The organism is Steroidobacter flavus (assembly GCF_042651805.1).
GTDB classification, from domain to species: Bacteria; Pseudomonadota; Gammaproteobacteria; order Steroidobacterales; family Steroidobacteraceae; genus Steroidobacter; species Steroidobacter flavus.
The window spans coordinates 915,861-939,856 of the sequence record NZ_JBHSDU010000003.1 but is presented as its reverse complement, the minus strand read 5'-3'; the positions used below and the strand labels follow the sequence as shown (position 1 = coordinate 939,856).

Sequence of the window (23,996 nt, the reverse complement as noted above, 5' to 3'; positions counted from 1 at the left end):
CAATCGCCATGAAGGCCCACACCGGGCCCATGGAGACGCGGGCTCGCATGCGAAAGAAAATAGTGTGGACGGCAGTCGGGCTGCTGTTGCTGGCCGGTGTGGCATGGTTTGCTAGCAATCGCAAAGAACCGACCGACACCCGTTATACCGGTGCATATAGATTCGAAGATGGCACGCTGATGGTGGTCGGGCCGCGCGACACCACCGATCTGCGATTCAAGTTGATGAATGGCCAGACCGGCGCGCTCTGGCCCACCGATAAGAACGGTAACTTCGAAGGCGGCGAGGGTTGGGCCGAGCGCGAGCCCGTCACCAATCGCGTGCGGTTTCAGCGCGACGGCGCAGGTCACGTGACCGGCTTGACCTGGCAGCGATCCGGCGACGACAAATCACCCAGCGGTAATGCGACGCGCGTGCCGTTGCGTGAGGAAATGGTCACGTTCCCGAGCGGCAAGCTCAAGTTGCGAGGCAAGTTGATCCTGCCCGAAGGACAAGGACCGTTCCCGGTAATGATTCCTGTGCACGGCTCCGAAGATTACAGCGCCGTGGATCATTATTCCGATCCATACATTTACGCCGCGAATGGAATCGCCGCATTTGTCTATGACAAGCGCGGCACCGGCGGCTCCACCGGAACATACACCGCGAACTTCGACGTGCTCTCCGACGACACTGTCGCTGCCGTTCAGTACGTGCGCAAGCGGCCGGAGATCGATGGCGACAAAGTGAATCTCGCCGGCTACAGCCAGGGCGGCTGGATCGCGCCGCTCGCCGCGTTGAAAGATGGCCACATCCGCAGTCTGTTCGTCGGCTTCGGCGTGGCCGTGCCGGTGCTCGGTGAAGATCGTTGGGGTTATGTGTACGCGCTTCAGCAGAAGGGCTTCGGAGATAAGGAGATCGCCGAGATGGACAGCATTGCCGCCATCATTGGCGACATTGTCGATCGCGGCCAGAATCGCTGGTCCGATTTCGCTCACGCGCTGAAGGAATCGCGTAGCAAGCCCTGGTTCGAGACCGCGAAGCACAGCGACTCCATCTTCGGCATGATCGTCGGCACCGACATGCCGCTGTGGGTCGTTCGCCCGTACCTGTGGTGGAAGTATGGTCGCGACGATCCGCCGTTCATCGACCGCCTGTACGATCCGGTGCAGACGCTCGCGAAGCTGGAGGTGCCGAGCTTGTGGATTTTCGGCGGCAAGGATTCCAGCGCGCCGACGCAATGGAGCGTCGATGCGTTGCATAAGCTGCAGGCCGACAACAAACCTATCGAATATTTCATTTACCCCGACGCCGAGCACGGCATCACGCGCTTCAAGCAAAAGGATGACGGTGAACGTGTCACGCTGGGGTATGAAGAGGGTTACTTCCGTCAGCAACTGGAGTGGTATCGCAAGCAGCTGGAGTGGTATCGCAAGCAGAGTGGCTTGCAGTAACACGATCGCAGTGGAATTGCGGTAGGCTGAGGAGTCCTCAACCGCAGCCACCGACGCCACTGTTCATGATTCGCCGACGTGCTCCCGACGCTCCTCTCTTCGAAGATCTGCTCGCGCAACGACTGACTCGACGTCAGATATTGCGAGCGGGCGCGGCGATTGCGCCGATGGCCATGGCAGGATCGGCGCTGTTCGCGTCGCCCGCTGCGAACGCGTCGAGGACCTCGCAGCTCGGCTTCAAGCCGATTCAAGGCAGCAAGGCCGACGCCATCGTGCTGCCGCCCGGTTACACGCATGACGTGCTGATCCGCTGGGGCGAAAGCCTGTTCTCGTCCGTGCCCGATCTCGATGCCACCAAGCTCGACGCCGGTGTGCTGTTCGAGCCTAAAGCGGCCGAGCACCAGCGGTCGCAGTTCGGACAGAACTGCGATGCCATCCATTTCTTTCCGTTGAACGGTCGCAGCGATCACGGCGTACTGTGTGTGAACAACGAGTACACCGACGACGCATTGATGTTTCCCCGTCATCCGGGATTTCGCGGCCTGCGCGGTGCTGTGAGCCGTGAGTATGTGAAACAGCAACAGCAAGTCGTGGCGGTCACCAAAGCGGCGCAAGGCGTGTCCATCGTCGAGATCGTGCGCAAGCGCGGCAGCTGGCAATTCGTGAAGGACTCGAAATACAACCGCCGCATCACCGCGGATACGCCGATCAACATCGGCGGTGCGGCCCGCGGCGCGGCACTGATGAAGACCAAGGACGATCCGACAGGCGTACGCGCGTTCGGCACATTCGCAAACTGCGCCGGCGGCGAGACGCCGTGGGGCACGTACCTCACCGCCGAAGAAAACATTCAGGACTACTTTGCGAATCTCGATCAGCTGAAAGCGCGCAACGACGTCGATCCGTTCATCGTCGATGCGCATCGACGTTTCCGGATGTGGAGCGCGCAGTGCCCCTACAACTGGGATGTGGTCGATTCGCGCTTCGATCTCGCCGTCACGCCGACGGAGCCATTCCGCTTCGGCTGGATCGTCGAGATCGATCCGCTCGATCCCACCAGCACGCCGATCAAACGAACGGCGCTGGGGCGCTTCGCGCACGAAGGGGCGAGCCCGGTGATTGCCCGGAACGGTCGCGTGGCCGTGTACATGGGCGACGACGACAAATTCGAGTACGTCTACAAGTTCATTTCGGCCGGGCGCTTCGATGCGAAGAATCGCGCGGCCAATCGCAATCTGCTCGATCAGGGCACGCTGCACGTCGCGCGCTTCGATGCGAGCGGCAAAGGGCAGTGGTTGCCATTGGTGTTCGATCCGAAGGGGCCGCTGAACGCCGCCGCGGGCTTTCGCGATCAAGCCGATGTGCTCATCAAAGCGCGTATGGCGGCTTATCTGCTCGGCGCGACGCCGATGGATCGTCCGGAAGATGTCGAAGCCAATCCGACGACCGGCCGCATCTACATCGCGTGCACCCGGAACGAGAGCCGCACCGTCGAGCCCGGCACGACGACGTACGGCGGTCGCGAGATCGATTCGGCGCCGAATGCGGCCAATCCCCGGGGCGCGAACAACTTCGGTCACATCATCGAGATCGCCGAAGCGGGCGACGACCACACCTCGCTGGAATTTTCCTGGGAAGTGTTCCTGCTCGCCGGCGATCCATCGGGCGATCGCTTGATCACCGATCTGACTCAAGTGAAGACCGACAGCGCTTACTACGCGGGATACGCTAACGCCGCGGAGCTCAGTCCGATCGGCTCGCCCGACAACATCGGCTTCGATCGCATCGGCAATCTCTGGATCGTGAGCGACGGCGTGCAGCCCCATGTCAGCAATAACGGTTGCTGGGTCACGCCCACGTCAGGGCCGAACCGCGGCCGCTTGCAGCAGTTCATGAGTGGCCCGGTGGGCTGCGAAGTGTGTGGCTGTCAGTTCTCGCCGGATAACGAAACATTGTTCATCAGCATCCAGCATCCAGGCGAAGGTGGCTCGACCGCCAAACCGCGCAGTCACTGGCCCGATGGCGGCAAGCATCAGCCGCGCTCCAGCGTCATTGCCATTCGCAAGGAAGGTGGCGGACCCGTCGGCAGTTGATCAACGTCGAGCGACGGGGAAATAAGCCAGCCCGAGTTGAGCGCCGATGTCGGGCGTGTTGCTGAAGTTGGAGATGTTCTCGGTCACCGCGAGGCTCCACTGTACGTGCCCGACGCGCTGTTGCAGGCCGACGCTCAGCTGATATTTGTTTTCGGTGAGCTCTTCGACGTCCTCGGCATCCTGCACCGTGCTCCGGCTCGCGTACGCTTGCAGGATGGCGGTGGTGTTGCGTGTGATGCCGAAGCCGTAGCCGAACAATGCTGTCGGAATGATTTGATGCTCATCCGCCGGTGTTTCCGGGCCGCCCGCGTAGTACACCGCGCTGCCGGCGATGTAGGCCGCGTGTCGGCCCCAGGTTCGCTGCAAAGTCAGCTGCGTGCCGTAATCGTCGCGGCCGGTGGACAATAAGAAACGTTCGCCATCGATCGCGAACTTCGCCGCCAGCTCGAACACGATGTCCCAGCCATAGCGCGGCTCGGGCAGTGAATAGCGCAAGCCCAACACCGGATCGCCCCATCCTCCCGGCGTCTGTGCGAGTTGTGAGTAATGCGCGCCGCGCACGTTATAGACCATCTGAAACTGATCGCGCGCGACCAGGTCGCGGCCTTGCTGGCTGAACCCGACTGCGTTGTGGAATGATTCGATGGTGTGGTCGAGTACGCCTCGCCCGTAGCCGATGTATGGAAGGCTCAGGTACGACGTCCACCACGTGCTGAGCCGCTTGTGAAACACGACGTCGATCAATCCGACTTCAGCATCGACGTAATACGCGTCGCGGCCCATGTTCAGGATTTCGTCCGCGTCGGTTTGACTCAGCGGTTGCCGGACTGCGTTGCGTGCTTCCAGATATTCGCGCACGTTGTCGCTCATCACGAAGGTGTTCTGATAGGCGGTCAGCACCTCGACGGCGAGGCTGTCCTGGCGCGCATCGACGGTATGCGCGGGCAGCATGTCGAGACGAAACAATCCGAACGGCGTGAGATCGCGCCCGCGAAGCAGGCCGGGATGATTCCATTCGTCTTGATCGGCGGCCGGTGCCGCCGATCCCCACAGACAAATGACCAGCAGCGCGAAGCAGCTCCGACGTCCGGCCATTTGTTTGTCTCCTTCCCTGGTTGAGAAAACTCCCTACAGCACCTTGCCAGGATTCATGATGCCGTTCGGGTCCAGCGCCTGTTTGATGGCGCGCATGACGTCGAGCGCGACCGGTGGCTCATATCGAGCCAGGTCCTCGCGCTTGAGCCTGCCAATCCCGTGCTCGGCGCTCATACTGCCGCCGTAGCGCGCGATCAGATCGTGCACCGCCCGGTTAATGTTCGGCGCCAGTCGCAAAAACGATTCATCGTCGCCGTCGCTGGGACGGCTCACGTTGAAATGCAGATTGCCGTCGCCCAGATGGCCGTAGGAAACAATCCGTCCGGTCGGCGTGATCGAGTGCACGAGCTGCGAGGCTTCGACGATGAACCGCGGCAGCTCGCTGGTGGTCACCGACACGTCGTGCTTGATGCTGGCGCCGATGTGACGCTGAGCTTCAGGAATGGTCTCGCGCAGCTTCCAGAACATTTCACGCTGCGATTCGCTGGAGGCGAGCGCGGCGTCGGCGATTTCGCCTTGTTCCATCGCGTCGGCCAGCTCGGTTTCGATGGCGTCGCGCATCGACTCGGCCTGGCGGCCCATGCCGATCTCGAGCAGCACGTACCACTCGTGACGCTGATCGAGCGGGTCGGCGGTGTTCGGAATGTATTGGAGCACCAGATCGAGCGCGGAGCGAGGAACCAGCTCGAACGTCGATACGGCGTCGCCGGTGAATGTGCGCAGCCGGGAGAGTAATGAAACGGCGCGCTGTGGATCGCTGAGGCCGACGAACGCGGTGACAGTGGTCGCCGATCGCGAAAACAATTTGCAAGTGGCGGCGGTGATGACGCCGAGCGTGCCTTCCGCGCCCATGAACAGGTTGCGCAAGTCATAACCGGTGTTGTCCTTGCGCAGCGGCTTGAGGCCGTCGAGCACGCGCCCGTCGGGCAGGACGACTTCGAGGCCGAGCACGAGGTCGCGCATCATGCCGTAGCGGAGCACCGCCGTGCCGCCGGCGTTGGTCGACAGGTTGCCGCCGAGCTGGCAGGAGCCCTCCGATCCGAGGCTCATTGGGAACAAACGATCGACGGCGGCTGCGGCGGCCTGCACTTCGGCGAGCACGCAGCCGGCTTCCGCGATCATGGTGTAGTTCAGTGGATCTACCGAGCGCACTCTTCGCATGCGCCCGAGCGACAGCACGATCTGCGAGCCGTCCTCGCTCGGTGTCGCTCCACCGCAGTAGCCCGTGTTGCCGCCAACGGGCACGACGCCCACGCGAGCCTCGTTGCACATCCGCATGATGGCGGACACTTGCTCGGTGCGGTCGGGGCGCAGTACCAGCGGTGTCGCGCCCCGATACAGCTTGCGATGGTCGACGAGGTAAGGCTCGATGTCGTTCGCCTGATCGAGATAGCCCTGCGGACCGACGGCGCGACGGAGATCGGCGAGCAGGGAGCTGGTGATGCTCATGAGGTAAGCTTACTCCAATGGAGGATGGATCGATGCTCGATGACGTTCGCTTACATCACGGTTTAGTCGGTCGGGCCGGCTCGCGCGCCGAGCTCAATACGCCGGTCCTGGTCGTCGACCGGGACGCCCTGGAGAGAAATATCCGTCGGATGGCCGAGTTCGCTCGCAAGCACGGCGTGGCCTTGCGACCGCACGCCAAGACTCATAAGAGCGTCGATATCGCGAAGTTGCAGGTCGCGGCCGGTGCCGTGGGCGTGTGTTGCGCGAAGCTGGGGGAGGCGGAGGCGCTCGCTGAGGGCGGGGTGGACTCGATCTTGATTACCTCGCCGGTGGTGGCGGCACCGGCGGTGGCGCGGTTGAGTGCGTTGAATGAGCGAATTCGGGATCTGGCGGTCGTGGTCGATAACCCGGCGAACGTCGCGGCGCTGTCGGCGGCGGTCCAGCGGCCGCTCACTGTGCTGATCGATATCGATCCCGGCATTCGGCGCACCGGTGTGCCGTCCGCGGCGGCGGCGGTCGAGCTGTTGAAGGTCATAGGTCAGCACAAGAATCTTCGCTATCGAGGCGTGCAGATGTACTGCAGCCGCCAGCAGCACATTGCCAGCTATCAGGAGCGGACCGCTGCGCTCAGCGAGCGCATGGAGTATTTGAAGTCCGTCATCGCTGAGTTGAAAGCTCACGGCGGCGCGCCGGAGGTGGTGACTGGGGCGGGCACGGGGTCGCATCACATCGATGCGTCTTTGGGTGTGCTCACTGAGTGGCAGACCGGGTCGTATGTGTTCATGGATCGGCAGTACGCCGAGTGCGATCTCGCGAATCAGCCTTCGGTCCCTTTTGAATATTCGCTGTTTGTGGATGCGAGGGTGGTGAGTGCGAATACGCCGGGGCAGGCGACGATCGATGCGGGGTATAAGGCGTTTGCGACGGATGGCGGGCCGGCGGTGGTGTTGTCAGGGGCGCCTAAGGGCAGCACTTATCAATTCATGGGCGATGAGCATGGGATGATTTTCGACCCGGCGTCGAAGCATGTTTGGACGATTGGGGATGCGGTGAGATTGGCCGCGCCGCATTGTGATCCGACCGTGAATTTGTACGATGCGTATCACGTGGTGAGCGGCGAGACGCTGGTTGCGATCTGGCCGGTTAGTGCTCGGGGTCGGTCGCGCTGACCAGCGACGAAAGCTCGCGCAACTCGTCGGCCGAAAGCGCCTGACTAGAAACGACCCGCGTGCCCTGGAGCACGCAAAGAAAGCTTCGTGCCGGTCCGTCGCCAGGCTTGGCAACAAAGGGCTTGGCGGTGCCGCCGATCAAATGCTCACCGCCAGCGCGCTTATCGACCGTGACATCGAAGCGGTACCGCAGCTCAAACGCTTTCGTGTCGAGCAGATGCTTCTGACAAAACAGCTGCGGACACACCCGGGCTGCGTCCTCGTCTTCGATCGGATCGCAGCCCTTCACAACAACCGCTTTCTTCGAGCGCAGCAGTTCGGGCTCGCTCAGGTTGCCGAGCAGCCAGAACAGCCCGGCGAAAGCGATCCCAAAGACCCCGGCGAAGATGGCAAGGCGTAGCGGCAGCATGTGCCGCGAACTTTACCCGCGCCAGCCGGGCTTCACCATCAACATGTGCACGTCACCGAGTTGTCGCTCGGCGAAGCCGCCTTCGCAGTAGCAAAGGTAGTAGTCCCACAACCGGATGAACTCTTCGGGATAGCCGAGCGCCCGCACCTTGCCGATGTTGGCGAAGAAGTTCTCGCGCCACATGCGTAGGGTGGTGGCGTAATGCGGGCCGATGTCTTCGAGGTGATAGACCTTCATGTCCGTCGCTCGGGTCACCGCGTCGGTGATGGCGGTGACGCAGGGAATGAAGCTGCCGGGGAACACGAAGCGCTGGATGAAGTCCACGCTCTTCAGGGCGTCGTCATAGATCTGGTCCTGGATGGTGATGGCCTGGATCAACATCGCTCCGTTCGGCTTGAGCAGAGAGGCGCACTTGGCGATGTAAGTGTCCAGGAATTGATGTCCGACGGCTTCGATCATCTCGATCGACACCAGCTTGTCGTACTGACCAACCAGGTCGCGGTAGTCATCCAGCCGCAGATCGATGCGATCACTCAAGCCCTCGGCGGCCACACGCTCTTTGGCCAGCGCGTATTGTTCCTTGGAGATGGTGGTCGTAGTAACGCGGCAGCCGTACTTCTTCGCGGCGTAAATAGCCAACCCGCCCCAGCCGGTGCCGATCTCAACGAGATGGTCGGAAGGTTTCAGCTGGAGCTTACGGCAGACGGCGTCGAATTTGGCGAGCGAGGCTTCCTTCAGCGTCGCTTCGGGCGCTTCGAAGATGCCGCAGGAGTACGCCATCGTGTCGTCGAGGAACAGCTGGAAGAAATCGTTGCCCAGGTCGTAATGGGCGGCGATGTTCTTGCGGCTGCCGTCCTTGGAATTGCGGTTCATCCAATGGAAGATCCGGCGTAACGGCGACGTGAGGAAGGCCAGGCCGCCTTCCATGTTCTGCATGATCTCCCGATTCAAGACCATGATGCGGACCAGAGACGTGAGATCGTCGCTGCGCCAGTGACCGTGAATATAAGCTTCGCCCGCACCCGTCGTGCCGCCGAACGCGGCGTCGGCCCAGAACTGCGGATGAACCACTTCCACCGTCGCGGACAGCGAGCATTCCGGCGTGTGCTTGCCGAAGCGATGCACTTCGCCGCCTTCGACGACGGCGATCTCGCCGTGCTTCAGATGTTGCAACTGACCTAGCAGCGCGTTGCGGCCGGTCCGTTGCAGCCAGGAGTCGTTGGCGACCAGGGCGGGCGCGTTCGGAAGGATCGACGGTCTTGCTGTTGTCATGGCGTCACGGTCCGGTTCGGGTGAGTGAAGAACGGCGTGCGTCGGAACCACAGGCGCAGGGCCTGCCAGTAAATCGCACCGGAAACTTTGGCAGTCATGAGCGGATATCGATACAGCGCGCGGGCGAGTGCGGCGCTGGAGATTTCCTCTCGTTGCAGCGTGAGCGTGGCGTCGAACACGCGGCGGGTATGCCCGTCTTTGCGCTGCAGGTTGTCCATGTGAATACGCAGTTGCTCGCCGGGCGAGCTGAGGCGCCAGTCGTAGCTCATGTCCATGGGCCAGAACGGCGAGACATGAAATTCCTTGCCGAACTCGAAGCGCATCACGGTGTCGTTGCGCGTCGCTGACGAGACCGGCAACACGTACGCGTGGCGTTCCTTCCACGGAGTGTTGGTGATTTCGGCGAGGATGGTTTGAACCTTCGCGCCGCTGCTGTCGAAGCAGTAGTAGAACGACACGGGGTTGAAGATGTAACCGAAGTAGCGCATGTGCGAGAGCATGCGGATCGGGCCGTCCGGGCGGCGGCCGGTTTGCGCGGTGACGGTGCGGCGGACGGCTTCGTCGAGGCTCAGTTCGCCCTGTTCATCGTCGCCGTCGTTGAGCGTGTGGTGATAGTCGGAACGTTTGAAACGCGCGAGCGCCGGGCCGCGGCTCGACCAGCACCAATAGCGGTCGAACAGCTGCGGCAGCTCGGCCAGGTCCAGGTACATCATGAACAGTTCATAGCGGAACTGATGGCCGGACGGCTCATGCCGGCGGTGGCGGACCCAACCGTTATAGATACAACTTTCCATGTGTAGCTCGGATGTCAGGCGACGCTTGCCGTCACTGGCGGGGTAGTCTCGCCGCGCGAGGTGAGATCCCACTGGAAATGCTCCAGTGCGCGCATCGCGGTCACGACGCCATCCTCGTGGAATCCATAGCGCCAGTACGCGCCACAGTAATAAGTGCGGCGAGCGCCATTCACTTCACGATGGCGCGCTTGAGCGGCGACGCCTTGAGGCAGATACACCGGATGGTGATAGGCGATGCGCTGAATGATCTTGCTCGGGTTGATCGCGTCCGCGTGATTCAGCGTGACCAGGAATTTCGTCGGCGCATCCAGCGTCTGCAGGATGTTCATGTCGTACGTCAGCGCGACCGGCTGCTGTGGGCTCTTCAACGAGTGATAGTTCCAAGCGGCGCGAGCGAGCGGACGACGCGGCAGCAGCGAGGTGTCCGTGTGCAGGATCGCTTCGTTCGCGGCGTACGGAAATGCCTTCAAAACTTCCTGCTCGGCGGGCGTCGGGTCGGTCAGCAGGTCGAGCGCCTGATCGCTGTGACACGCGATGAAGATGTGATCGAAGCGATGCACGTCGCCCTTGCGCGTGCAGACCTCGACCTCGTTTGCCCGGCGTCGTACGCCTTCGATGGGCGTCGACAACTTCACGTCGGCCTTCATCGACGCCATCAGCTTGCGAACATACTCGCGCGAGCCGCCTTTGACCGCCTGCCACTGCGGGCGGTTGTCGATATTCAAGAAGCCGTGGCGCTCGAAGAAGTCCACGAAGAACCGCGCCGGGAACGACAGCATCGCATCGGCCTCGGCGGACCAGATCGCGCGACCCATCGGCAGGATGTAGCGCTCGGCGAACGAGTCGGAATAACCGTTGGCGCGCAGATACTCGCTCAATGTGAGCTTGTCGTCGTGGGTCTTGAGCAGCGCGCGTGATTCTTTGTTGAATCGCAGGATGTCGTAGATCATGCGCAGGAACGACGGGCTCACGAGGTTCGAGCGCTGCGCGAACAGCGCATTCAACGACGTGCCGTTGTACTCCAGGCCAGTGCGCTCACAGCGCAAGCTGAAGCTCATGTTCGAGGGCTGCCATTGCACGCCCAGCTCACGCAACATCGCGATGAAGTTCGGATAGGTCCAGTCGTTGAAAACGATGAAGCCGGTGTCGACGGCGTAGTGCTTGCCTTGCCAGTCGACGTCGACGGTGTTGGTGTGGCCGCCGGGGTAGTTGCCTGCTTCGAACACGGTGACGTCGTGCTGCCGGCTCAGCCGCCAGGCGGCATAAAGTCCTGCGATCCCCGCGCCGATGACTCCGATGCGCATGATGATTTCCTGCCCGTAACGTTGTGGATGCTTGTTGTTAGTTAGCTGGCGATCTGCGAGTGCGCGCTTCGCGCACCTCGCGAGGCACCGGCTTGAGATCCCAGACGATCCCGAACAGCGCGAGCACGCGCAGCCCGTAGTACGTCAGGTCGATCTCCCACCAATAGAAACCCTGTCGCGTCGACACCGGATAGTGATGGTGGTTGTTGTGCCAGCCTTCGCCGAACGTCAGCAGCGCCAGCCAAAGATTGTTACGGCTGTCGTCGCTGGTCTCGTAACGGCGCTTGCCGAAGCGATGGCACAGCGAGTTGATGGTGTAGGTCGCGTGATAAGTCACGACCGTCGAAACGAAGAAGCCCCACACCAGCATCTGCCAACGATTGGTGTGCAGGCCCGGCGCGGAATGTTCGAGCAGCGCGCCGAGGCCGAACAGTCCGACCGCGAGGGCGATCGGCACCAGGATGTCGAAACGATCCAGCAGCTTCAGCTCGGGGAACTTCAGCAAGTCGCGGACGCGGGACAGATCGGGTTGGAAGTGACGGCGCGACAGGAACCAGCCCATGTGGCTCCAGAGAAAACTGCGCTGGACCGGCGAGTGCACGTCGTGCTCGGTGTCCGAGAACGCGTGATGATGACGGTGGTGCGCAGCCCACCAGATCGGGCCGCGCTGCACGGCTGAAGCGCCGAGCAGAGCGAACACGAACTGGCCGGCGCGCGAAGTCTTGAACGAACGATGCGAGAAGTAGCGGTGGTAGAAGCCGGTGATCGCGAACATGCGGATCACGTACATACCGCTCGCGACCAGAACTGAAGTTGCACTGACGCCGACGAACAGCACCGCTACGCAGGCGATGTGCATGCCGATGAAAGGAATCACGCGCATCCAGTCGACGTTGTCGATCTTGGATGCGTCGTAAGTGGCCAGGCCCGCGCGCACATCCAACCAGCTGGTCAGGCTGGTCCACAGCGAGCGGGGCGGTGCGCTTTCAGGGTTGGTGCTCATGGTCATGCGTCCTCGTGACGGATTTCGCATGAGCGACGAGCTGTGGATTCAATCGCTAATTCATTAACGCAGCTGGGAATAAACCTGAAGCGCGCGTTTGCGGGATTCCCCCAGATCGAGCACGGGGCGGGGGTATGTTTTGTCCAGTTCGACGCCGGCCTTCTGCAAAACAGCCTCGGGCGCGGCCCAGGGTTGATGGATCCATCGATCCGGCAAGCGCGCGAGCTCCGGGACCCAGTGGCGGATGTAGCCGCGCAAGGGGTCGAAGCGCTTGGCCTGCAAGACGGGATTGAAGATGCGGTAATACGGCGCCGCGTCCGCGCCGCAGCCCGCGACCCATTGCCAACCAAGCGTGTTGTTCGCCAGATCCGCATCGACCAGCGTCTCCCAGAACCAACGAGCGCCCTGCAGCCAGTGAATCTGCAGGTTCTTCGTTAGTACGGAGGCGGTAATCATTCGGATGCGGTTGTGCATCCAGCCGGTGCGCCACAGCTCGCGCATGCCGGCGTCCACCAACGGAATGCCCGTGGCACCTCGTTGCCAGGCTCGCAGGTCGGAAGTACTGCGCCGCCATTTCTGTTTGGCGAAGCGCTTGTCCAGGGGCGCATCCGTCGTATGCGGAAAATGAAAGAGCAGGTGGTGCGCGAACTCGCGCCAGCCGATCTGTCGCAGATAGCTGTCCGCACCTTTCGCGTGCGCAGCCCCCGGGGCGGGATGTCGGAGCATGGCGACAATCTGTCGCGGCCCGATTTCACCGAAGTGCAAATGGGGCGAGAGGCGCGAGGTCTCGGCGCGGTCGGGTCGGTCCCGGCCGGTCGGATAGCTGGCGACGTGCTTATCGAATTGCTTGAGCTGTTGGGTTGCGCCGATTTCGCCCGGCGTCCAACTCTGCGCGAGGCCCTCGTCCCACCGAATCTTGGGCAGGAGCTCGAGATCATCGATGTCGATGCGCGCGAGGCCGCGCGGGACCGGCGGCAATTTGCGAGGCGCCTTGCTCGGAGGCGGCAAGGTTGGCAGCAGCTTTTCCACGGTGCGCCAGAACGGCGTGAACACTCGATACGGCAGGTTCTGCTGGTTCAACACCGTGCCCGGTTCGAACAACAATGTCCCGTTGCTTTGCTCGACTGACACGCCGTCATCGGCCAGTGCGGCGGCGATCTCGGCATCGCGCTCCAATGCCGCGGGTTCGTAGAGCTTGTTCCAGCAAACCAGCGTCGCACCCGTTTCGCGGATGCATTTGCGCAGGGCCGAGAGCGAGTCGCCCTTCTGCACGATGAGCTGGCTGCCGATTTTGCGCAGTCCGGCGTCCAGCGCGACCAGGCTGTGATGCAGCCACCAGCGACTGGCGGCGCCGGGTGCCCAGGATCGATCCTCATCGGGCGAATAGACGAAGGCAGGCACCACGCGCTCGGCATGCTCGAGGGCATGGAGTAGCGCGGGGTTGTCGGTGAGGCGCAGGTCGCGCCTGAACCAGCTTATCGCTGTGCGATGGATGGAGTTCTTGGATGACCGCGCCACGTTAGACCGGGCGCGGTCGAGAGATTGACCGTGGGGAGAGAGCGCGAGGGACGCTCAGGCGTCGTCCCGATCGTTGTAATCGTCATCGTCGTCGTCGAGGTCTTCATCCTCGTCGTCGTCCCAATCGTCGTCGTCCTCGTCCCAATCGTCCTCGTCTTCGTCTTCTTCTTCCTCTTCTTCCTCTTCCTCATCGTCCGAGGCCCAGCCTTCCGGCTCCTCGGCCTGCTCCAGGTCTAGCTCGTGCCAGGTATCGAGGTCGATTTCCTCGATATCGCCGTTCTCGTACTGGACTTCGACCAACTCCTGGTCGGGATCCACGGACAGGACCTTGAAGACCTCGTTTTCTTCGAGATCCTCATACCATTTTCCCTGGACCGGGTCGTAATCTCTGGCCACGCACACACCTCAAACGACGAGAACCGGTGGTTTCACCGGCGGCGGAATATTAGGGGCATTCTCAAAGACTGCCAAGTGAGTGAAACAGCGCGGCGCGGTCTTTCATGGGCGGATGGACGGGGGTTCGGCCGGTGCCTACACTGCCGCGCCCTTTACCGCTTCATGCCATGCCCCCCACAACGCTTGTCCATGCCATGACGACGCCGTCACGCGTACAGACGTCCGCCCAGCCGCTATTGCAGGCACGGCGTATCGTCATCAAGGTCGGCTCGGCCCTGCTGGCCGACCCCGCCAATGGCTCGGTCAAGCGCGACTGGCTGGAAACCCTGGCAGCCGATATCAGCGCGTTGCGCCGGCGGGGGCAGGAGGTGCTGATCGTGTCCTCGGGCGCCGTTGCGCTGGGCCGCCGCCAGCTCGGACTCGCTCCAGGCAAGCTGAAACTGGAGGAGAAGCAGGCGTCCGCGGCGGTCGGCCAGATCCGCCTGGCGCACGCCTGGACCGAAGTGCTCGAGCGCCACGAGTTGAGCGTCGCGCAGATTCTGCTCACTCCCGGCGATACCGAGCAGAGGCGCCGGTACCTGAATGCGCGCAACACATTGCGCATGTTGTTGAAGCTCGGCTCGGTGCCGGTCATCAACGAGAACGACACGGTCGCTACTGCCGAAATACGTTATGGTGACAACGACCGGCTGGCCGCGCGCGTCGCGCAGATGATCAGCGCGGATTGCCTGATTCTGTTGTCTGACGTTGACGGCCTGTACACGGCCGATCCCACGCGCGATCCCAACGCGCAATTCATTCCCGAAGTGCGTGAGATCACGCCCGAAATCCAGGCCATGGCGGGCGGCTCTTCCTCCGCGGTCGGCACCGGCGGCATGGCGACGAAAATTACCGCCGCGAAAATTGCGGTCGGTGCAGGTTGTCATATGTGCGTGGCGCTCGGTCGCGAGTTGCATCCTGTAAAACGGATTGAAGAAGGCGCACGTTGCAGTTGGTTCTATCCGTCCGCGAGTCCGTCGACCATGCGCAAGCAATGGATCGCCGGCACATTGCAGCCGGCGGGCGAGATCTATGTGGATGATGGCGCGGCGGCCGCGCTGAGGCGCGGCAAGAGTCTGCTGCCCGCGGGGATGACTCGCATCGTCGGTCACTTTCAGCGCGGTGATGCGCTCATCGTGCGCGATGCCACCGGCAAGGAAATCGCGCGCGGCCTGGTCGCGTATTCAAGTGGCGACGCCGAGCGATTGCTCGGACACAAATCTAGTGAGATCCCGGCGCTTCTTGGATTCCACGGTCGCGATGAAATGATCCATCGCGACGATTTAGTACTTACAAATTAACGCGGGTTTCGCCCGGCTGACGCGCTGTGCGAGTTTGTTAGTATCGACCGCTTGGACACTCGTCCATCAGCGGATATGCAAGTCTTACAACAACCTTCCTTGCGCCGGAATCGCGCGCTGACCGCGACGATTGTGCTCAGCTTCCTGTTGCTGTTGTGTTCGGCTGGGCTGACGTTTCATGTGTCGCGACAAGGCGTCAAAGCGGACGAACTGGTCGTGCACACGATGGAAGTGCAACGAGCACTCAATAAGACACTGCTCACGCTGGGCGGCGCCGAGTCGGGATTGCGCGGTTTCCTGCTGACCGGTAACGAAGCATTTCTCAAGCCGCATCAAGAAGCGGGCGAGCTGTTGCCCAATCAGTTGGCGACGCTGCGCGAACTGGTGGCGGACAATCCTCCGCAGCTCGCTAATGTCGAAGCAATCACGCCGTTGATCGAGAGGCGCTTGGCCAGCATCGACACAGCAGTGGCTGCCTATCGCGCGGGGCGTCAGGCCGATGCTGTCGGTGCGCTTCAACGCACGGGCCTGCCGACATTGAATGACGTCCGCTCGCGCATCGAAGCAGCCACAGAATTCGAACAAAGATTGCTCGCCGAACGTCAGCGCGCGGCCGCCGATCTGCGCGATCGTTTCACCAGTGCGGTCGTTGTGATGCTGCTCGCGTGCGGCCTGTTGGCACTGTTCGCATTGATCAGTGTGCGTCGGTATGTGGCGACGGTTCACGAAAGTCGGTTGCGGCTCGCGTCCCACAATGCTGAGCTGGAAGAGCGGGTGCTGGCGCGCACGGAAGATCTGGCGAGGGCCGCCGAAGAAGCCCATCGCGAGCGTGCCAGAGCCGAGTCGCTGTTGACCGACGTCAATCATCGCGTCGGTAACAATCTGGCGCTGGTGTCATCGTTCCTGACGATGCAACAGAGAGCAGTGAAGAATCCCGATGCGGCTCGTGCCTTGAGTGCCGCTCGCATGCGCGTGCAGGCCATCGCGTCGGCGCACCGCAAGCTGCGCCTCGGCGCGGACTTCGCGACGGTCAAGGTCAACGAAGTGCTTGGCGCGGTGCTCGAAGACATCAGCGCCGGACTGCCGCCGGGAGATTTGATCCGAATCCAGTGTCAGGTCGAACCGCTGGAGATCAACGCGCGCGACGCGGTGTCGCTCGGCGTGCTGACCAGCGAGCTGGTGATGAACGCGATCAAACATGCGTTCGTGCCCGGCGAAGCGGGCGAAGTGAACGTGGTCCTCGAGCATGGCGCGGACCAGGTGGCGATATTAGAAGTATCGGACGATGGAGTGGGCTGGCATGACCAACAGATACAAGAAACAGGTGGCCTCGGCGCCAAGATCATCGACATGGTCGCGCGGCAGTTCGGCGGCCACCCGGAACGCACTGCTCGATTTCACGAAGGCGCTGCTGCGCCGGGGCGGCGGCCGGGCACGCGTATCCGGGTCAATCTCACCAAGCTCCAGGTCATGCCCGCCTCCTGAGGTCGTTCGCACCGGCAGCTCGCCGATGACGCGCCCGGCGGTGCTGCGCGATCCGCGCGTGCTGCTGTTTCCGGCCCGGCGTGCGCCGCATCGTGAAGGCGGCGACGGCACGGGCATTCAAGGCACGACCAAGGGCCCGATGTCAGGCATGACGGTGCTGGTGGTCGAGGACGATTTCATCGTCGCCTACGACATGCAGATGATGCTGGAGGAGCAGGGCGCGCGTGTGCTCGGGCCGGCGCACAGTCTCGCCGAGGCGAAGGCAATGCTCGCGAAGGAACGGCCGACCGTCGCCGTGCTCGATGTGAATCTCAACGGCGAATATGTATTCCCGCTGGCCGACGAGCTGCGCGCGAAGGATGTGCCGTTTGTGTTCGCGACCGCTTATGCCGACGAGGATCGGCTGTTTCCTCAAGCCGCCCGCGGCGTGCCGCGCCTGGCAAAGCCGGTGCTACCGAATGTGCTGATCGCGCAGCTGATGCGGCTCAAGCCGTGACCCAAAGGCCGTGCAATCGAGGAAGCACGGCCGGGGAAATCCCGCGGGAGAATCAGTGCGTCGTCGTATCGCGCCGGTTCACTGGAATATCGACGTAACGCGAAGCCGGTGCGTCGCTGGCGGGAAAGGTTTCCTTCAGCGACTCATCGACCGACGCCTCGTCGGCGGCCACCGGGTTGCGCACTCGATAGCGCCGCGCGATGCCCTTGATGGCCGGCATCGCGATCAGCGCCAGCGCACCTAGCAGCAGGATGGACTCGACTGCGCCGAACGCCGCCGAGCGTCGCCGCGGCCTGTAATCGTCGAGATCGTCATCGTCATAGCGCTCGTAGTCGCGCATGAGCGTTCTCCGTTGTAGGTCTTAGCGAGACGCTTCGCCGCCGGGCGGGGTTCCGTCAGGGCACTCGCGGCGGGACGATGGGGTGCGAGCTGGACAGGCCGCCGTCGACCGGGAAGGCCTGACCGTTGACGTAGGACGCCGCGTCCGACGCCAGGAACAGGGCCATGCGCGCGATCTCGATGGGGGCGCCGGCGCGTCGCAGCGGATTGAGCTGGCCGATCTTGTTATCGGTGCCGCGCGCCCGGGCCTGATCGAAGATGGGCTTGGTCATGCCGGTCTCGATCAAGCCGGGACAAATGGCATTGATACGTACGCCGCTGCCGGACAGCTGATACGCCGTCGTTTGCACCAGGCTGATGACACCCGCTTTGCTGGCGCTGTACGGCGAGCCGCCCGCGCCCGAGCGCAGCCCGGCCACCGAGGCGGTGCAGATGATCGAGCCCCGCTTGCGCGGTGTCATGACTCGGGCCGCATGCTTCACGGCGAGGAACGTACCGATCAGATTGATCGTCAGCACTTGCAGCCAGTGCTCGGGTGTCTGCTCGTTGAGCGGCACCAGGCCGCCGCTGATGCCGGCATTGGCGAAACAAACATCGAGCGCGCCGTACTCCCGGACCGCCGCGTCGATGGCCTCTGAAATATTCGATTCCTGAGACGAATCGCTGACGATGGCGGTGGCGCGACCGTTCTCTTTGCGGATAGTGGCTACTGTGTCTTCCACTTCAGCCGCGCGATCCAGCGCCACGACCGCCGCGCCGGCCTGTGCGAACACAATGGCGCTGGCCCGGCCGATGCCGCTCGCGGCGCCGGTGACCAATGCGATTTTGCCCTTGAGCTGACCTTCGACCGCGGGATCGGGAATTTGCATGGGACCTGCACCGGTTGGAGCGTATTTTCGCAGATCGGAATACTGATTTATTTCCGACGGGCGACGCTTGTATGGCTGAGTCGGCGTCGAGTGTGTCCGCGAGTATGAATTAATGCAATGGCGCCCCGGCGTCGCTGTCGGCGTGTATGACGCTGTGGCAGAGTGCCGGCCCTCTCGAGGGATGATCCATGAACGTGAGCCCGCCTGAAACATTGTTCGAGCAGGACTTCGGCCTGATCGCAGACCTGGTCCACGCCTATGCCCAGGAGCGGCCCAGGCATCCCGCCCTGATCGATGAACAGCGCAGCCTCAGTTATGGCGAGCTGGATCAATGGATGGATCGGGTCGCCATTGCCTTGCAGCGTGAGCAGGTGGCCAGTGGCGAGGCGGTGGCGATTTGCGCGGCGTCCTGTGTTGACTATGCCGTCGTTTTCCTCGGCGCCGTGCGTGCCGGCGTGGCGGTCGCGCCGCTATCGCCATCCTCCACGCCGGAATCGCTGGTCACGATGCTCGCCGACAGCGGCTCGAAGATCCTGTTTCTGGATGAGAGCGTCGCGAGCGCGCTGGCAACCGTGAAATTACCGTCCGGGCTGCAATTGGTTCGTCTGGATCGAGCGCCGGGTGTCAGATCGATCGACACCTGGCTGGCGCCGGCCGGCGGCGTGCCCGTGCCTGTAACAATCGCGCCGGACGCGCCGTTCAACATCATCTATTCGTCGGGCACGACCGGCACGCCCAAGGGCATCGTGCAACCTCACAGCATGCGCTGGGCGCACGTCCGCCGCGCCCGTAACTTCGGTTACGACCGCGAGGCGGTGACGATCTGCTCCACGCCGCTGTATTCGAATACGACGCTCGTTTCTTTCTTTCCCGCCATTGCCGGCGGCGGCGCGGTCGTGCTCATGGCCAAGTTCGACGCCGGCAAGTTCCTCGAGCTGTCACAACGGCACAAAGTGACGCATGCCATGCTGGTGCCGGTTCAGTATCAGCGATTGATGGATCGTGCCGATTTCGATCGTTTCGACCTGAGCAGCTATCGCATGAAGTTTTGTACCAGCGCGCCGTTCGCTGCGTCGCTGAAGGCAGACATTCTGCGTCGCTGGCCCGGTGGCTTGATCGAGTACTACGGCATGACCGAAGGCGGCGGCACGTGCATGCTCATGGCCCATCAGTTTCCGGACAAGTTGCATACGGTCGGCCAGCCGGTGGCGGGTCATGACATTCGCTTGATCGACGAGCAGGGCCGCGAAGTGCCGCCGGGTCAGATCGGCGAGGTGGTCGGTCGCTCGACCGCGATGATGAATGGTTATTTCAATCAGCCCGGCAAGACGGCGGAGGCTGAGTGGTATGACGCCGCCGGCAATCGTTTCATTCGCACCGGCGATGTCGGTCGCTTCGATGCCGAAGGCTTTCTGACGCTGATGGATCGTCGCAAGGACATGATCATCTCCGGCGGCTTCAATATTTATCCGAGCGATCTGGAGGCTGTGTTGTTTCAACACCCGGCCGTGCGCGATGGCGCCGTCGTCGGCGTGCCGTCGAAGGAGTGGGGCGAGACGCCGGTCGCGTTCGTCGTGCTACGTCCGGACGCGACGGCCAGCGCCGACGACATCAAACAATGGACCAACGAGCGTCTCGGCAAGACGCAGCGTCTGACCGCCGTCCGGCTGGCGGCCGAGCTGCCCCGAAATGCGATCGGCAAAGTGCTGAAGCGCGAGCTGCGCGATCAGTACTCGGCCGCTTAGAAGCCATCGAAGAACGACTGCACTTTCGCAAGACAGAACGGCGGCACCAGCGTGGAGTGATACACATCGGCCACGGCGAGCGCCCCACCATCTGTTGCGCCGCCGGCTATCGCGGCGGCGATGACCGCTTCCTTCGCGGCGTTGAAGCCGAGCTTCAGCGTCGTGTCGTCACCGCCGACGGACGGATCTTCATCGACGTCTAGCACGCGAATCTGCGTCGTCACGCCGGCCGCGGTCCAATAACGCTGCATCAGATCCGTGTTCATATACAGAACGGTCGGATCGTCATGCCCGGCACACAACAACACCGGTGAAGTCGGGCTCCAATTGCGCAGATCGTTTGCTTTGAACGCGACGCGCAGCGGATGGGCAGGCGCCGCGGCCGGCAAACCGTCCGTGACCGTTGGGAAGCCACCATCGGGATGCGCAAGCGAGTCCTGCAGATAACTGCCTCGGAATGAATTGGTGACCAGGTTTTCGGTGCCAAATCCCTGAGCGAACACGGGCGCTAGATCCGCTGGCGTTGTCGCAGGAGTGTAGGCGGCGTAGGCCGGATCGGGCGGCGTGCTGTTGAACAGCTGGTCTCGCGGCAACAGGCCTTGATCGTAAACCTGGCCTCGCGTAGTCGTCGTTGGAAACAGAGTGTCGATGGTCGGCGCATATCGGGCTTCGAACGCATCGGTCGGCGCCGCATAGATGTTGCCGTAGATGCGCTGATACGCCGTCATCAGCCAGCCCACCAACGCTGGCGCGCTACGGATGACCTCGCCTTGAAACACAGCGTCACCAAACGCCGCGAGGGCATACGGTCCTGACATCGGCGCGGATGCGGTTACGGTCGCGCCGTTCGTTTGCAGCAGTCGATGCGTGGCCATGGCCACGAACCCGCCTTGCGAATAGCCCGTGATGAACAGTCGGCCGTTGTCGGTGACCGTCGGTGCGCTGCTCGTGGGAAGCGCACTTCGCGCGGCGGCCAGTGCATCAGACGTGTCTTTTGCCTGCTGGTCGGCGTGCAGATATGGGTGATACGGAAGCGATGACGTGTCGTAGCCCGCGTAGTTCGGCGCCACGACGATATAGCCTTGTGCGGCGAACGTAATCGCGATCAGCAAGCCTTCGTAGTTGTCGGCGTTCGAGAGATTCGCGATGTTGAATGCCTTCTCCGCCTGCGTGCCATGCGCGTACACGACAATGGGTCGGGAGCCCTGGCATGCGGCGTTCGTGCCGGTCGGAACCATCAGCGCGCCCGACGCGGTGGTCGGCTGCTGAGCGGGGTCGAGCGTGTTATAGCGAAGCTGATAAACGTCGACGCCGCATTCCGGGTCGGCGATGAAATCCACGATGCGTGCGGCGGTGGAGTTCACATTCACCAGATTGAGCAGATCGGCAATCGGAAACGAGCCGAGCCGCGTTGGCGGCGTTTCGATCAGCGTGCCGGCGGTGGGCGTGGCCGCCGACGGCGGCGGTTGTGACTGCCCGGTGTCGGGAGCGTCATTCTTATTGTCGTCGTTGTTGCTGCTGCAGGCGGCGAGCATCAATGCGCTGCCGAGCACTGCGAATACCTTCAGCCTGAATGCGGTCGACATGTCTGATTCATCCTTACGCTGGCGTAGGGACAATGCGCGAGAGCGGACAGTGGATCGGTGGATCGCGCAGAATTTTGTGCGTCGGGAACCTTCCGACCGTTTGTGACTTTGATAAGGTTCTGAATTCGTAAGCGAGCGGGCGCCGGCGATGTCCTCGAAAAAATTACCAGCGGGTTGGGTCGACGAGGTCTTGCACTTCTGGTTCGAGGAGCTGAGCGAGCAGGACTGGTTCAGAAGCAGCACGCAAGTGGATGACAAATGCCGTGCACGTTTCGGTGAGACCTACGCCGCGTTGAAAGCTGAACCGCTGGCGCCGGAGAGCGCCGATGCGCGCACGTTGCTCGCGGCCGTCATCGTGCTCGATCAGTTTCCGCGCAATATGTTTCGTAAGACACCGGAGGCCTATGCAACCGATGCCAGCGCGCTGGCATTGGCGCGGCATGCGGTGGGGAGCGGCAAGGATCAGTCATTGCCTGCGAAGCAGCGGCACTTTCTTTATCTGCCGTTCATGCACAGCGAGGATCTGCAGGCGCAGGCGGAGTCCGTGCGTCTATTCAATGAGCTCGGCATCGCGGACGGCGTGAAGTACGCGCGTCACCATCACGATATCGTCGAGCGCTTCGGGCGCTTCCCTCATCGCAACGCCATTCTCGGGCGCCGCTCGACGCCCGAAGAGCTGGAGTTCTTGAAGACCCAGTCGCCGCTGGTTTAGATGCCGGAGGCGGCGCGAGCCTGATTGCCCGTTTCGATATCCTCGCGCAGCGTCTTGGCCGCGAGGTAATAGTGGAGCGCCGACCACAGATTCATCATCAGCGTCACGCGGATCGACCAGCGCAGCCCGTCGGCGAGCGCCACCTTCTCGGCGATGCCCTGCGAGACAAAATATTCCTTGAACAGGTCGCTCAACGCGCCCGTGAACATCGGGCCGAGTCCAAGGCCGATGAAGTTGAGGATCAGCAGCAGGAAGGCCGATGCGAGCGCGCGTTCCCGCAATCCGACCAATCGGTGGGTCGACGCGATGCTCGGGCCGAGATAGGCCGCTGCCAGCGCGATGTACAGAGTGAGTAACAAGAGCGCGGCGACCGTGTTATCCAACGCGTACACGACCTGGCCGAACGGCACGACGATGATCAACGTGATCGCCGGGATCCAGACATACCAGCGCGGGTCCTGGGTGCGGGCGTAGTAACGATCGCACCACAGACCGCCGAGATATGTTCCAGACAATCCGCCCAACGCGACGACGATGGCGAGCCACGCCCCGACATCGCCGAGCGTCATGCCATGACTGCGCATGAAGAACGGCGAATAGAACGAGCTCAATCCGTAGCTGACAAATGCGTGCAGACCGGCGGCGACGGACAAGTGACGAAATGATTTCTTCGCCCAGAGATTGCCCATCACTTGCTTGAACGGCGGCGGCTCCGCGATCGCGACCGGCGTGGGCTCCGAGAAGCCCCGCGGTGGCTCTTTGACGGTGAGCTTCAGAATCAGCGCGACGAGCAGGCCCGGCAAGCCCACCGTATAGAACGCGGCCCGCCAGCCATATTCATGCGCGACCAGCCCGCCGACCAGGAAGCCGAGCGCGCTGCCGCCATACACGCCCATCGAATAAATCGACAGCGCGGTGGCGCGTTTCTTCGGCTCGACGTAGTCGCTGATGATCGAATACGCCGACGGACTGCAGCCCGCCTCGCCGATGCCGACACCGATGCGCGCGAACAGCAGTTGCCAGAAGTTTCTGGCCATACCACAGAAGACGGTAAACGCACTCCAGATCACGATGGACGCGGTGATGATATTGACCCGGTTGCGCGTATCGGCCATGCGCGCGATGGGAATGCCGAGCGTCGAATAGAACGCGGCGAAGGCCAGGCCGCTGAGCATGCCGAGCTGCCAGTCGTGCAGGCCGAATTCCTGCTTGATGGGCTCGAGCACGATGGACAGGATCTGCCGGTCGACGTAGTTGAACACGTAGATGACGAACAGCAGCCAGACGACGTAGTTGCGGTAGGCATTGCTGGCAGTGAATGCTCCCGCCGCGTCGGCGCCCGCGCTGGCGGCTCGGTCGCCGACCGATCGTGCCTCTACTGCCATCGTCATCCCCCTCGTCCCGGATCGGATCATTGTGTCATCGCCCAGGACGTTTGACATCGCGCGGACGGGTCAAGAATTGACCAAGACTGGCCCGCACGGCCCGT

21 protein-coding genes are annotated in these 23,996 nt (G+C 62.5%); 8 read left to right on the top strand and 13 right to left on the bottom strand.

Annotated features, from left to right (window positions below):
* Positions 1–47: 47 nt before the first annotated feature.
* Together ACFPN2_RS09655 and ACFPN2_RS09650 are read left to right on the top strand one after the other, a co-directional pair.
* A complete protein-coding gene (locus ACFPN2_RS09655) occupies positions 48–1,433 on the top strand; it encodes an alpha/beta hydrolase family protein (protein WP_380596401.1) in 1,386 nt (461 codons plus the stop codon).
* Positions 1,434–1,498: 65 nt separating this feature from the next.
* The gene (locus tag ACFPN2_RS09650) at positions 1,499–3,526 is read left to right on the top strand and encodes a PhoX family protein (RefSeq protein WP_380596400.1); all 2,028 of its coding nucleotides are present in this window, start codon (positions 1,499–1,501) and stop codon (positions 3,524–3,526) included.
* On the opposite strand, the gene ACFPN2_RS09645 is transcribed toward ACFPN2_RS09650, so the two are convergent.
* Together ACFPN2_RS09645 and ACFPN2_RS09640 are read right to left on the bottom strand one after the other, a co-directional pair.
* On the bottom strand, positions 3,527–4,621 hold the full coding sequence (locus ACFPN2_RS09645) for a DUF3187 family protein (protein ID WP_380596399.1): 1,095 nt from the start codon (positions 4,619–4,621) through the stop codon (positions 3,527–3,529).
* A gap of 33 nt (positions 4,622–4,654) precedes the next feature.
* Entirely contained in the window at positions 4,655–6,070 is a 1,416-nt protein-coding gene (locus tag ACFPN2_RS09640) for an FAD-binding oxidoreductase (protein ID WP_380596398.1), read from the bottom strand.
* Positions 6,071–6,102: 32 nt separating this feature from the next.
* On the opposite strand from ACFPN2_RS09640, the gene ACFPN2_RS09635 reads away from it, so the two are divergent.
* Entirely contained in the window at positions 6,103–7,239 is a 1,137-nt protein-coding gene (locus ACFPN2_RS09635) for a DSD1 family PLP-dependent enzyme (protein WP_380596397.1), read from the top strand.
* Here ACFPN2_RS09635 and ACFPN2_RS09630 read toward each other — a convergent pair.
* From ACFPN2_RS09630 to ACFPN2_RS09600, 7 genes are all read right to left on the bottom strand, one after another.
* Complete coding sequence (locus ACFPN2_RS09630; RefSeq protein WP_380596396.1) at positions 7,214–7,648, bottom strand: hypothetical protein; 435 nt, start codon at positions 7,646–7,648, stop codon at positions 7,214–7,216. The genes ACFPN2_RS09635 and ACFPN2_RS09630 overlap by 26 nt on opposite strands.
* Positions 7,649–7,660: 12 nt before the next feature.
* The gene (locus ACFPN2_RS09625) at positions 7,661–8,920 is read right to left on the bottom strand and encodes a class I SAM-dependent methyltransferase (RefSeq protein WP_380596395.1); all 1,260 of its coding nucleotides are present in this window, start codon (positions 8,918–8,920) and stop codon (positions 7,661–7,663) included.
* Positions 8,917–9,714: a DUF1365 domain-containing protein gene (locus ACFPN2_RS09620; RefSeq protein WP_380596394.1), complete on the bottom strand. Its 798-nt coding sequence runs from the start codon at positions 9,712–9,714 to the stop codon at positions 8,917–8,919. Before ACFPN2_RS09620 ends, ACFPN2_RS09625 begins: the two co-directional genes overlap by 4 nt.
* Before the next feature lie 14 nt (positions 9,715–9,728).
* On the bottom strand, positions 9,729–11,018 hold the full coding sequence (locus tag ACFPN2_RS09615; RefSeq protein WP_380596393.1) for an NAD(P)/FAD-dependent oxidoreductase: 1,290 nt from the start codon (positions 11,016–11,018) through the stop codon (positions 9,729–9,731).
* 37 nt (positions 11,019–11,055) lie between these two features.
* Complete coding sequence (locus ACFPN2_RS09610; RefSeq protein ID WP_380596392.1) at positions 11,056–12,021, bottom strand: acyl-CoA desaturase; 966 nt, start codon at positions 12,019–12,021, stop codon at positions 11,056–11,058.
* A gap of 63 nt (positions 12,022–12,084) precedes the next feature.
* Positions 12,085–13,539: a cryptochrome/photolyase family protein gene (locus ACFPN2_RS09605; protein ID WP_380596391.1), complete on the bottom strand. Its 1,455-nt coding sequence runs from the start codon at positions 13,537–13,539 to the stop codon at positions 12,085–12,087.
* Positions 13,540–13,593: 54 nt separating this feature from the next.
* A complete protein-coding gene (locus tag ACFPN2_RS09600) occupies positions 13,594–13,935 on the bottom strand; it encodes a DUF6763 family protein (RefSeq protein ID WP_380596390.1) in 342 nt (113 codons plus the stop codon).
* 194 nt (positions 13,936–14,129) lie between these two features.
* On the opposite strand from ACFPN2_RS09600, the gene proB reads away from it, so the two are divergent.
* The 3 genes from proB (at position 14,130) to ACFPN2_RS09585 (ending at position 17,256) form a co-directional block, all read left to right on the top strand.
* Positions 14,130–15,275 carry a glutamate 5-kinase gene (gene proB, locus ACFPN2_RS09595; RefSeq protein ID WP_380596389.1) on the top strand — a complete coding sequence of 382 codons (1,146 nt, stop codon included), beginning with the start codon at positions 14,130–14,132 and terminating at the stop codon, positions 15,273–15,275.
* A gap of 75 nt (positions 15,276–15,350) precedes the next feature.
* A complete protein-coding gene (locus ACFPN2_RS09590; protein WP_380596388.1) occupies positions 15,351–16,760 on the top strand; it encodes a sensor histidine kinase in 1,410 nt (469 codons plus the stop codon).
* Positions 16,761–16,785: 25 nt separating this feature from the next.
* A complete protein-coding gene (locus ACFPN2_RS09585) occupies positions 16,786–17,256 on the top strand; it encodes a response regulator (RefSeq protein ID WP_380596387.1) in 471 nt (156 codons plus the stop codon).
* A 52-nt stretch (positions 17,257–17,308) separates the two neighbouring features.
* Here the strand turns inward: ACFPN2_RS09585 and ACFPN2_RS09580 are convergent, their stop codons facing one another.
* Positions 17,309–17,596, bottom strand: coding sequence for a hypothetical protein (locus ACFPN2_RS09580; protein WP_380596386.1), 288 nt, complete (start codon positions 17,594–17,596; stop codon positions 17,309–17,311).
* A gap of 55 nt (positions 17,597–17,651) precedes the next feature.
* A complete protein-coding gene (locus ACFPN2_RS09575) occupies positions 17,652–18,464 on the bottom strand; it encodes an SDR family NAD(P)-dependent oxidoreductase (protein ID WP_380596385.1) in 813 nt (270 codons plus the stop codon).
* 188 nt (positions 18,465–18,652) lie between these two features.
* Here ACFPN2_RS09575 and ACFPN2_RS09570 point away from each other — a divergent pair, with 188 nt between their 5' ends.
* Entirely contained in the window at positions 18,653–20,209 is a 1,557-nt protein-coding gene (locus tag ACFPN2_RS09570) for a class I adenylate-forming enzyme family protein (RefSeq protein ID WP_380596384.1), read from the top strand.
* On the opposite strand, the gene ACFPN2_RS09565 is transcribed toward ACFPN2_RS09570, so the two are convergent.
* On the bottom strand, positions 20,206–21,795 hold the full coding sequence (locus ACFPN2_RS09565; RefSeq protein WP_380596383.1) for an alpha/beta hydrolase family protein: 1,590 nt from the start codon (positions 21,793–21,795) through the stop codon (positions 20,206–20,208). The genes ACFPN2_RS09570 and ACFPN2_RS09565 overlap by 4 nt on opposite strands.
* A 148-nt stretch (positions 21,796–21,943) precedes the next feature.
* Between ACFPN2_RS09565 and ACFPN2_RS09560 the strand changes: the two genes are divergently transcribed.
* Positions 21,944–22,507, top strand: coding sequence for a DUF924 family protein (locus ACFPN2_RS09560; RefSeq protein WP_380596382.1), 564 nt, complete (start codon positions 21,944–21,946; stop codon positions 22,505–22,507).
* On the opposite strand, the gene ACFPN2_RS09555 is transcribed toward ACFPN2_RS09560, so the two are convergent.
* Entirely contained in the window at positions 22,504–23,892 is a 1,389-nt protein-coding gene (locus tag ACFPN2_RS09555; protein WP_380596381.1) for a spinster family MFS transporter, read from the bottom strand. The genes ACFPN2_RS09560 and ACFPN2_RS09555 overlap by 4 nt on opposite strands.
* Positions 23,893–23,996: the final 104 nt, after the last annotated feature.